We start from the raw sequence: 10,686 nt of genomic DNA on the forward strand, positions 1-10,686 counted from the left end.
ACGCAGAGCGTGGGAACGAGGTAGTCACTCACCCACAGTCACACTCCGGTCATCGAATTGACTTAATCTCCCGGCAGCCCCTTACCCTCAAGGTACCTGCCGCATGCCCCGCGCGCTTTCAATCCTGGCCGCCCTCCTCCTGTTTTCGGGCCTCACCGTCGCCGAAGAATCCGCACCGGTCCTGCGCATCCAGGGCTCCAACACCATAGGCGCAGCGCTCGGCCCGGCCCTGGTCAAAGGCATGCTGGAAGAACAGGGGCTGCAGTCGGTGCAGGTGCAACCGTCAGGCAACGACAACGAACAACAGATCATCGGCCAGACCAGCGAAGGACAAAAAATCCGCATCGAAGTCGCGGCCCATGGTTCAAGCACGGGGTTCAGTGCACTCAAGTCCGGTGACGCCGATCTGGCAGCCTCCTCGCGCCCGATCAAGGATGCCGAACTGGTGGATCTCGAAGCCCTGGGCGACCTGAAAAGCCCCGATGCCGAACAGGTCATCGCCATCGACGGCGTGGTCATCATCCTGCATCCGGGCAACCCCTTGCAGCAATTGGACACCGAACAACTGGCAGGGATTTTTTCCGGCAGGATCAAGACCTGGGAGCAACTGGGCTCGGGCCGGGGCCCGATCCATCTGTATGCCCGGGATGAACGCTCGGGCACGTTCGAAACCTTCAAGTCGCTGATTCTCGACCCGCTCGGCCAAAGCCTGTCAGCCAATGCCATACGGCTGGAGTCCAGCGAGCAACTCTCGGACAAGGTCAGCCAGGATCCCCAGGCCATCGGTTTTATCGGCCTGCCCTATGTACACAAGGCCAAGCCACTGGCCATCAAGGACGGCGACTCGCAACCCATGCTGCCGACGCCCGCCCTGATAGCCAGCGAAGATTATCCCTTGGCGCGACGCCTGTACTTCTACCTGCCGCCGGACAACCAGAACCCCTGGGCCCGTTCCTTGATGCACTATGTGCAAAGCGAGCAAGGCCAGGCCATCGTCAGTGCCAGTGGATTCGTCGCGCAGAGTATTCAAGCGATACGGGTCCCTCCCTTCGACGGTATGCCAGCGGCTTATCGAGTGCTGGCCGATAACGCCATGCGCCTGTCGTTGAACCTGCGTTTCAGCGAGGGCAGCGCCACACTCGACAACAAGGCCCGGGCGGACCTGGATCGACTGTTCGCCTGGCTCAAGCAAGCCGACAAGTTCGACCGCAAGGTCACCCTGGTCGGCTTTGGCGACACCAAGGATGACCCGGCGCGCGCCTTGCTGCTGTCGAAACTGCGGGCCATGGCGGTGCGACGCGAGCTGGTCAGGCAAGGGGTCGTCCTGCGCGACCTGATCGGGCTCGGCGCACAATTGCCGGTCGCCGATAATGACCTGGACCAGGGCCGGGTCAAAAATCGGCGAGTCGAGGTGTGGGTGAACTGATCAGCCGGTTCAGTTCCCGCTGCGCAGCAACTCCTTGGGCACGTACTTGCCGATCTCGTACTTGCCGATGGCGGCACGGTGCACCTCATCCGGGCCATCGGCCAGGCGCAGGGTCCGCTGCATGGCATACATGTAGGCCAGGGGGAAATCATTGGAAACACCGGCACCGCCATGGATCTGGATGGCCCGGTCGATCACCTTCAAGGCCACGTTCGGCGCCACCACCTTGATCTGGGCAATCTCGCTCTTGGCCACCTTGTTACCCACGGTGTCCATCATGTAGGCCGCCTTGAGGGTCAGCAGCCGAGCCATGTCGATCTCCATCCGCGAATCGGCGATCTTGTCGATGTTGCCACCCAGACGCGCCAGCGGGCGGCCGAAGGCGGTGCGATCCACCGAACGCTTGCACATCAGTTCCAGTGCCCGTTCAGCCATGCCGATCGAGCGCATGCAGTGGTGAATCCGGCCCGGGCCAAGACGCCCCTGAGCGATTTCGAAACCACGGCCCTCACCCAGCAGCACGTTCTCATAAGGTACCCGTACGTTATCGAACAGGACTTCGGCGTGGCCGTGCGGCGCATCGTCGTAACCGAACACCGGCAGCGGGCGGACGATCTTCACGCCGGGTGCATCGGTAGGTACCAGGATCATCGAGTGCTGCTGGTGACGCGGACCGTCGGGATTGGTCAGGCCCATGAAGATCATGATCTTGCAGCGCGGGTCGCAGGCGCCGGAGGTCCACCATTTGCGACCGTTGATGACCCATTCGTCACCCTGACGCTCGGCGCGGGCGGCCATGTTGGTGGCATCGGAGGACGCCACGTCCGGTTCGGTCATGGCAAACGCCGAACGGATTTCGCCACGCAGCAAGGGTTGCAGCCACTGCTCTTTCTGCGCTTCGTTGGCGTAGCGCACCAGCACTTCCATGTTGCCGGTATCGGGCGCCGAGCAGTTGAAGGGTTCAGGCCCCAGCAGGGAGCGGCCCATGATTTCAGCCAACGGCGCATATTCCAGGTTGGTCAAACCGGCGCCGAGCTCGGACTCAGGCAGGAACAGGTTCCACAAACCCTCGGCCTTGGCGCGGGCCTTGAGCTCTTCCATGATCGCGGTCGGCTGCCAGCGATCGCCTTCGGCGACCTGGCGTTCGAACACCGCTTCGGCCGGGTAGACATAGGTGTCCATGAAAGCGGTGACGCGTTCACGCAGTTGCTGGACCTTGGGGGAATAGGCGAAATCCATGAGCAGCTACCTTCTGAATGAGGTTGTCGGGGTCATGAAACCGATGCTAGATCAGCGATCAAGATTTACCTAACCTATTCTCGGCGTGTATAAACATTCATAACCGATATATGATCGGCTGATGCAACCGCAAAAAACACAACAAGAGCGCAGCCCATGAATCTGAGCAAGGTCGACCTGAATCTCTTCATCGTCTTCGATGCCATCTACACCGAAGCCAACCTGACCCGGGCCGGGCAGATCGTCGGGATTACCCAGCCAGCCGTATCCAACGCCCTGGCGCGTCTGCGCGAAACCTTCAACGACCCGCTGTTCGTGCGCACCGCCCAGGGCATGGTGCCCACGCCCATGGCCCAGAACATTATCGGCCCGGTGCGCAATGCCTTGTCGTTGTTGCGTGTGTCGGTTCAGGAAAGTCGCATTTTCAACCCGCTGCAAGCGAACAAGACCTTTCGCATCAGCATGACCGACCTGACCGAAGCAGTGATCCTGCCCCTGCTGTTCCAGCGCCTGCGCCGCCAGGCCCCGGCCGTGATCATCGAAAGCTTCCTGTGCAAGCGCCGTGAGACTACCAAGGAACTGGCCGCCGGGCGCCTTGACTTCGCCGTCGATGCCCCGCTCAATACCGACCCGCAGGTGCGCCACGTCAAGCTCATGGAAGACAACTACGTCTGTGCCATGCGCAAGGGTCACCCACTGTACAAGGACAAGATCAGCCTGGACGAGTACCTGGGCATGACCCACATCCACATCTCCAGCCGCCGCAACGGCCTGGGCCACGTGGACCTGGCGCTGGGCAAGATGGGTGTGCAACGCAAGATCGCCCTGCGCTCGCAGCACTACCTGATGGCCTCGCAAGTGCTGCAGCAGACCAACATGGTCATGACCGTGCCGGAGCGTTTTGCCCGTCGCCATGAGCTGAATTTCGTGAATTTGCCGGTCAAGGATGTGCCGCCGGTGGAGACGCACCTGTACTGGCATGAGAGTACGGATCAGGACCCGGCGAACCGGTGGATGCGGGAGCAGATGATTGAGTTGTGTCAGTGGGTGACTTCGCAGGATGAGCGAGCCTCCCAAGCATAAAGCTCGCTAAAGCCAGCGATAATATTGAATACGCCACCCGGTCAGGTGGCGTAGATTGTCAAGCCCGAAGTGGATGGTATTTAATCTAATCGCTAGGTCAGCAGTTTCATGTCAATGCGATTATTGACCCTTTGATTGACATTGGGAAACGCATGCAGTGGCGGACTAAATGCGCTACGAAGCCATTGCATATCTTCAATGGAATAATGATATGCACCTTTCCCGGCCCCGGTATTTGCCTCGCTCGGACGCTTGAAATGAGCGAAGGAAAAGCCATTACCATCAAGATTAAACTCTCTTTTACCGTCGAAATGAAAATGCGTGACAGCATGCAACTTCTTGGTTTCCTTATTGATAATGTAATAACGGAAAACCCCTTCACCCTTTGCAGTGTCATGCTGCAACCTGCCGACGGCCTGAATTTCAACCTTGCCGGCGTTTAACAACGACTCAACACCTTCTTTGGTCGGATCACTCAACAGATACTGGCGCTGCTTTAGACCCGGTATTTTTTGCAGAAGCTCCTGTGGACGCGCTTTCAACGTAGGAAGGATTTTTTTTACGTCCGGATTCTCTTTGAACGGCTCAAGCAAATCAGAAAATTTCTTATATTTATCCGCTTGCCGCTTGACCAATGACTCGATTGAGTCAGCACTCACCAGAGGTCCTTCCCCCTCCAGCCTGGCAACAAAATCGTCAAACTCTTTTTTGCTCGCAAGTGCTTTTGCGGCGGAAAAAGTTTTTCCATCAGGTTTCAGAACCGGATTATTCGGAGCCGTCTGAACAGGCTGTATATTTTTTGGATTTTTCCAAGGCAATGCTGCGCCGTGATTTGCTAACGTACGCTGGATATTTTCCAGCGCCTGCTTTAATTCAGCCCTTCCCACTAATGGATCCGAACCATCGAGTTTGAGCACAGCCGCATTCAGCGGCATCAAATTCGCTGATACATCAGAATCCTGTTTCAGGTGCTTTTTAATACCCTTGCCAAAACTTTCTAGCGTGTTTCTCAGCTCCACATAAAAGTTAGTAACCACCTCATGACCATTTGCATCCAACAGCCGGTCCAGCTGATCAACCTTTACTTTAATATAACCTGTAACAGCCTGATTAAACTCAAGCGCATCGCCATTCTCTTGATAGCTTTTTAGAGACTGGTCGAATCTCGCCCCTTCAGCTTTAAACGTTTTTTTGAGCTGCGATGATATATTTTTTGAGTCAGCGCCACCCTCAACTCGTCCTGGCGTCGGCAACTCCCCGCGGCCCTGATCTCCGCGCAACCAAACCCACCACTCTTTCCATCCCCCGCCCTGCAATCCGTTTTCGACCAATCGCCCCGAAATCGACCCTGAAGTTACCCATCGTCCATCCCTATTGAGTGTTATGGGCTGCTCGTACTTCGCCGTTGATGTCTGGCTCAGTCGCCAAATGCCATCCTTCCTGAAAACCGCGAAAACGTTGCCATCTTGTTGAATGTAATGCTTTCCATCCTTGAAAAAAGTACCAGCCGAATCCCCTTCAAGTACTTTCCTGGCATCCACTAAAGAGACCAGGCTCTCTCGCCCTTCAAACGGATCATAGGCATACCGCTTGGCACCACTGGCGCGCAGTTCATTGCCCCCCTTCAGTTTTACCGAGCGCAGGTCATTATCAAGTAACGCCAGTTGGGCATGACGGTAGCGAGCAATCGCCCGGGTTCTGCTCAGTTTGCCAAGCTTTCCTAAACTGGCAGCGACAGGACCCAGGTTACCTACGACATCGACCAGTGACATCGCCACAGACACCAATTCCCCGTTGGCGTCTGCGTTGCGACCCTCCAGGTAAGCCCGCACCACCGCATTGGAACCTACCCAGAAATCATAGGCAGAAATGGCCACGCCGATGCCCGGCACAAAGCCCATTGCCTGTTTTATTTTGTCGATCAACAGCTGCTTTTCCAGCGCTTCATCCAGCAGCCGCACTTGATAGTTGGTACGGGAAGTTTTTTGATGCCTGACCTTGGCCTGTACACGCTCTGCATCAAGCAAGCAGGCGGGAACGCTTTCAAACGAGTCCCGGGCTGTGTCCACAGTGATGAACGAACGAAACGATTTGCGCCAGGCCTCCTCGATGTAGGCGATATGTTTAACGGTATCGCCATCCACCGCACATCCCGCCACAAAGGCAGTCATTTCGCTGCTGGCAGTCATCTGAACCAGGTCGTCACAAGCAGCCTCGATAGTGGCGTACTCGCCCAGCACCCTTGCATTGGGTGCACCTGGCAAGAACATAACCGTCTTTTTCGAAACCTGGTCCTCAATGAACAGCAGACCGTTGAGCGAGATGTCTGGGGAGTTGAACAGGGTACTGGCGGACGTCAGTTTTGGTGTTTTGAGCGCAACGTTGAAACCTTGCAGCTGAAGCTCGCTCGGCGCATGTCCCTTGGCCAGAGCTTCCAGGATGCGTTTACCTGATGTCGACAACCTCTGACTGGCCGCCAGCGTGTAAAGTTCGAACACCCAGCGCCAGGGTGCTTGCAAGGTTTCGACGATCATCCCGCGTTCGAAAGCAGTGCTACCGGGCGACCGGTAGGCACTTTCTATTTTTCGCGAATACGCGGCGGCCGCATCAAGCGACGTTATCAGCCGGATGATGTAATCCGCCAGATTGGGATAGTTGTCCAGCTTCTCCTGGTTAGCGACATGTTCCGACTCAACCACAAACTCTGCAGCCTTTAGCTGCTCTTTGGTGGATGAATCCAGATTACTCAATGCCAGCTCACCGAGTGCCACCGTTGTCCACTCGCCTTGGCCTTCATAGCTGTACACAAAGATCCAGTGTTGATCTTCTGCCCTGCGGCGCAGTCCTTCACCTGCGGCTCGGTACTCGGCGGCTGTATAAGTGCCACCGCGAGGGTTCACAACCTTGAGCAGAACGGGTTCGACCGAGCCCGGTATTTCAACGCTGACCTTGAAAGGCCAGACCAGGCCAATGTCGCGCTCTAAACGTGGACGCAAAAGGCTCTCGACAAAAGCAACGCGCCCAGGCAGGAGCTGGGTCAATTGCCTGTTCGCTTTCACAAAAGCCGAGCGCAAGCCTTCCAGCGCATTCTGCGCTGCCTCGCGACTGGCCGAGGTGGTCAGGTCGAATTGCTTCTTGATGCTGTCGGCATCAGGCAGTATGAGCATTTGCTCGCTGACGCGTGCATAAGCGGCTTCCCTGACAGCGTTCGATGGCACTGCCAGTGTTGCAAAGGTTTGTACTTGCAAGCGTGCCAGTGATTGTTCGATTGTCGGCGCATCGGCAAACAATGCCCGGCCGGCTGCGATGAGTCGTGCGTGTCTGCGATCGTTTTCCAGCTGCGCCAGAAGGCTTTGTTCGAAAATGTCACCAGCAAGCACTGAAAACTCCAGACCGACCGCCAGGCCTTGTTCAGCGCAGGTATCGAGGTAGTCGTCGACAGCCTGCTCCTGACCATAAGGCAAGTTGTCCAGCAACGCCGAATACGTTCTCTCGCGCAATGTCCGCCCAAGCGCCGAGCGCAGTTGCGTGGCGTTGTCGAACGCTGCCAGTCCGCCCTCCTCGCCGGGTACGTACAATAACGCCGGCGACTGCTCATCTGGCTCGTCGTAGACATCCAGCACCATGAACACCAGCGCACCGGCCACCTTCCAGCGCTCGGTGTCGGAGTGAATCGTGAGTTCAAGCGCCACGCTCAAGCGGTCGATTCCAGAGTCGGACACCGGCTTCGAAACAAGTTCTTCTATCATCGCCAACTGGAGCTGGCTGAGTTGACCCAGCGTGCGCTGGCTCCTGGCCTCATCGAGCAAGCGACGAGCCCGTTGCTTGCAAAAGACCTTGAATGCCTGGTTGCGGCCGGCTTGCCAGTTGGAAGCGCGGCTGGCGTCGATCAAAGCCCTTAATCCCGAGTGGGCCTGTTCACGTCGCTGTTGCGCCGCGATGGAGCTTTCCTGCAATTGCCGCAGCCGATTGGATGCGGTCGAGCCTTCCGCAGGTTCGCCAATGTAGTCCAGAATACTTTCTTCCATTTGCCCAACCGCTTTTTCTCGGTAAGCAACGGAGAACCGCGGGTCAAGGCTGCCGAAATTGATCAACTCGCTGTCACGGCACCCCTCTTGCGCAAGACGCCATTGGATCTGATCTCTAACGGCCTGCGACACATCCTTGACATAAACCTTCTCAAACTGGTTGATCGATTTATTACGCAGCTCGATCAAAATGCTCTCAAGCATCATGGTGAGCGGATTTCGGGTTATAGGAAGATAGGTGAATGCACGCGTCGGGTCCGGCGTGGCCCCCGTTTTCCTCGCATAGAGCTTTTCCACAAAATCTTGCAGCGCTTTTTTGTCCGTGAACCAGCGACATCCGTTGCCCATCGAGAACAGTAGGCATTCTCCGGTTTCATCCAGATTGCGAAACACGACAAAGCCGGCAGTCAATTGCCGTTGCCTATTGTCCAACGCCACGCAGAAAAGGGCATGGGGGATGGAGGTTTGTTCAAACCTGCCGTCTGCATTCCATTGGGCCTGGGCATTTGCAAGAAACTCCAGCGCCCATTTCCAACCGGCATGGGGAAGTTTCAGCAAACCGTAGTCAATGTCTGCCCGTGCCTTGAAGTACTCGATCAACGACTCGAATACAGCGCTCCAGCGACTGATTGAAGTTTCCGGTGCCCGGGATACCCAATACGACCCCTCCCGGGTTTGTCCCACTGGGGCCAACCTTGCCAATTGGTGGAGTCGGGAAACTGCGTGGGCCACCTGTTGCTGAGCCTGGAACAAAGCATTCCCCGCTCCTTCCATGCTGTCCAGCCATGCGGGTGCTGCACTCGGCTCTGCAGATTGTGTCGTTACCATGGGGAGTCACTCCTTGTGACGAAAGCAATAAAACGCGAGTGTTTTGTCCCCGCGCGGGCGGCCGAAGCGGCCGGTTATTGCTCAGTATTCCCGTCTGTTTCTGCGTGGAGCATTCGGAAATACCCCCCCGATACGATGTCTGGTGCACGCCGACCTTGACGTAAACGTCAACCTGCCATTAGGTTAGTCTCATGCCTTAATGCGAGCCTCACCATGAGCACCCAGACCTACAGCATTTCCGACCTGTCCCGCGAGCTGGACATCACCACCCGGGCCATCCGTTTTTATGAAGAACAAGGCCTGCTCAGCCCCGAGCGGCGTGGTCTTGAACGGATCTATACGGCGCGCGACAAGGTCAGCCTCAAGCTGATCCTGCGCGGCAAGCGCATCGGTTTCTCCCTGGCCGAGTGCCGCGAGCTGATCGAGCTTTATGACCCCAGCAGCGGCAACGGCAAGCAGCTCAACAGCATGCTGGCCAAGATCGCCGAGCGCCGGGCGCAGCTGGAGCAGCAGTTGCTGGATATCCAGCAGATGCAGCTGGAACTCGACACTGCCGAAGAGCGCTGCGTACAAGCGCTGGCAGAGACCCTGAAGAATCAGAAGAACGGCCGCCAGGCCCCCTAGAACAGGAACAATGCCATGTCACTGCCAAACAAAGTCCGCCTGGTCGAAGTGGGCCCGCGCGATGGCCTGCAGAACGAAGCCCAGCCCATCAGCGTCGCGGACAAAGTCCGGCTGGTCGATGATCTCACCGCCGCCGGCCTCAGTTACATCGAGGTCGGCAGTTTCGTTTCGCCCAAGTGGGTGCCGCAGATGGGCGGCTCGGCCGAGGTGTTCGCGCAGATTCAACGCAAGCCCGGGGTGACCTACGGCGCACTGGCACCGAACCTGCGCGGCTTCGAAGATGCACTGGCGGCCGGCGTCAGAGAGATTGCGGTGTTTGCGGCGGCGTCCGAATCGTTCTCCCAACGCAACATCAACTGCTCGATCAGCGAAAGCCTGGAGCGCTTTGTGCCGATCATGGAGCAGGCCCGCGAGCACGGTGTCAGTGTGCGCGGTTACGTCTCCTGCGTGCTGGGCTGCCCGTACGAAGGCCAGATCAAGCCCGAGCAGGTCGCGGTGGTTGCCCGTGAACTGCACCAGATGGGCTGCTACGAAGTGTCCCTGGGCGACACCATCGGCACGGGCACCGCGGGTGCGACGCGCAAGATGTTCGACGTTGTCGCCGCGCACGTGCCCCGCGCGCAGCTGGCCGGGCACTTCCATGACACCTATGGCCAGGCTGTGGCCAACATCTATGCCAGCCTGCTCGAAGGTATTGCGGTGTTCGACAGCTCCATCGCAGGTCTCGGCGGCTGCCCTTATGCCAAGGGTGCCAGCGGCAACGTTTCGACCGAAGACGTGCTGTACATGCTGCAAGGGCTGGGCATTGAAACCGGTATCGACATGGAGCTGCTGATTGCGGCGGGCCAGCGGATCAGCGCCGTGCTGGGGCGCCCCAGCGGGTCTCGGGTAGCCCGGGCGCGCAGCGCGCAGTGACAAGTGTGGGGGTAACGCCAGTGCAGTGTTACCGCCCCCTCACCTCAAGCGGTAAAAGCGAGTAACACGGAAACAAAATTTCACCACTTTTTTGTGAAGCTTTTTTTACCAAAATCTAAGTTATTGATTTTATTGGTTTTTTAAAAGTTGGCACGGGACCTGCTATATCTCTGGCACAACAACAATAAAAACTGCAGCAAACCCAATAAAAATAAGACGTACCGACTCTGACATAACAAGAACAAACACGGCAGAGACGCAGCTAACTGATTTTTTTGGAGAGGATGTGCTTTCCAGGGGCGTGCCCCGCGACCGGACAGAGAACAATAAAACTACCCCAAGGTAGCTACGGTGTCGGTTGGATCAGCAATGATGAAGGTAGATCAGCGCTCAAAAAAATACGTTTGCTCTTGACCCCGGATGGGGGTCGCTAAAAAAACCAAGGAGGGGAAGGTCCGACAAACACGCAAACAGGCTAAACCCCAAAAATAACAAAAAGTAGCAGACACACGACCCAGGGGGGGGGTTCGTCGCACCTCAGGG

The 10,686-nt window shown here is 57.2% G+C and carries 6 protein-coding genes; 4 read left to right on the forward strand and 2 right to left on the reverse strand.

All coding sequences use genetic code 11. From position 1 onward, the window contains the following. The first annotated feature begins 103 nt into the window (after positions 1-103). Complete coding sequence (locus tag F2S13_RS28880) at positions 104-1,426, forward strand: substrate-binding domain-containing protein (RefSeq protein WP_166367289.1); 1,323 nt, start codon at positions 104-106, stop codon at positions 1,424-1,426. Between the two features lie 9 nt (positions 1,427-1,435). Here the strand turns inward: F2S13_RS28880 and F2S13_RS28885 are convergent, their stop codons facing one another. Then, positions 1,436-2,665, reverse strand: a complete 1,230-nt coding sequence (locus F2S13_RS28885; RefSeq protein WP_166367290.1) for an acyl-CoA dehydrogenase — start codon at positions 2,663-2,665, stop codon at positions 1,436-1,438. Between the two features lie 156 nt (positions 2,666-2,821). Here F2S13_RS28885 and F2S13_RS28890 point away from each other — a divergent pair, with 156 nt between their 5' ends. Then, complete coding sequence (locus F2S13_RS28890; protein ID WP_166367291.1) at positions 2,822-3,748, forward strand: LysR family transcriptional regulator; 927 nt, start codon at positions 2,822-2,824, stop codon at positions 3,746-3,748. A gap of 92 nt (positions 3,749-3,840) precedes the next feature. Here the strand turns inward: F2S13_RS28890 and F2S13_RS28895 are convergent, their stop codons facing one another. After that, positions 3,841-8,604 carry a dermonecrotic toxin domain-containing protein gene (locus F2S13_RS28895; protein ID WP_166367292.1) on the reverse strand — a complete coding sequence of 1,588 codons (4,764 nt, stop codon included), beginning with the start codon at positions 8,602-8,604 and terminating at the stop codon, positions 3,841-3,843. A 213-nt stretch (positions 8,605-8,817) separates the two neighbouring features. Between F2S13_RS28895 and F2S13_RS28900 the strand changes: the two genes are divergently transcribed. Both F2S13_RS28900 and F2S13_RS28905 read left to right on the forward strand, forming a co-directional pair. Further along, entirely contained in the window at positions 8,818-9,228 is a 411-nt protein-coding gene (locus F2S13_RS28900; RefSeq protein WP_166367293.1) for a MerR family transcriptional regulator, read from the forward strand. 15 nt (positions 9,229-9,243) lie between these two features. After that, positions 9,244-10,143 (forward strand): hydroxymethylglutaryl-CoA lyase, encoded by a 900-nt coding sequence (locus F2S13_RS28905; RefSeq protein ID WP_166367294.1) that lies wholly within the window; start codon positions 9,244-9,246, stop codon positions 10,141-10,143. The last annotated feature ends 543 nt before the right edge of the window (positions 10,144-10,686 follow it).

Source organism: Pseudomonas akapageensis, from assembly GCF_011355085.1.
Lineage (GTDB): Bacteria > Pseudomonadota > Gammaproteobacteria > Pseudomonadales > Pseudomonadaceae > Aquipseudomonas > Aquipseudomonas akapageensis.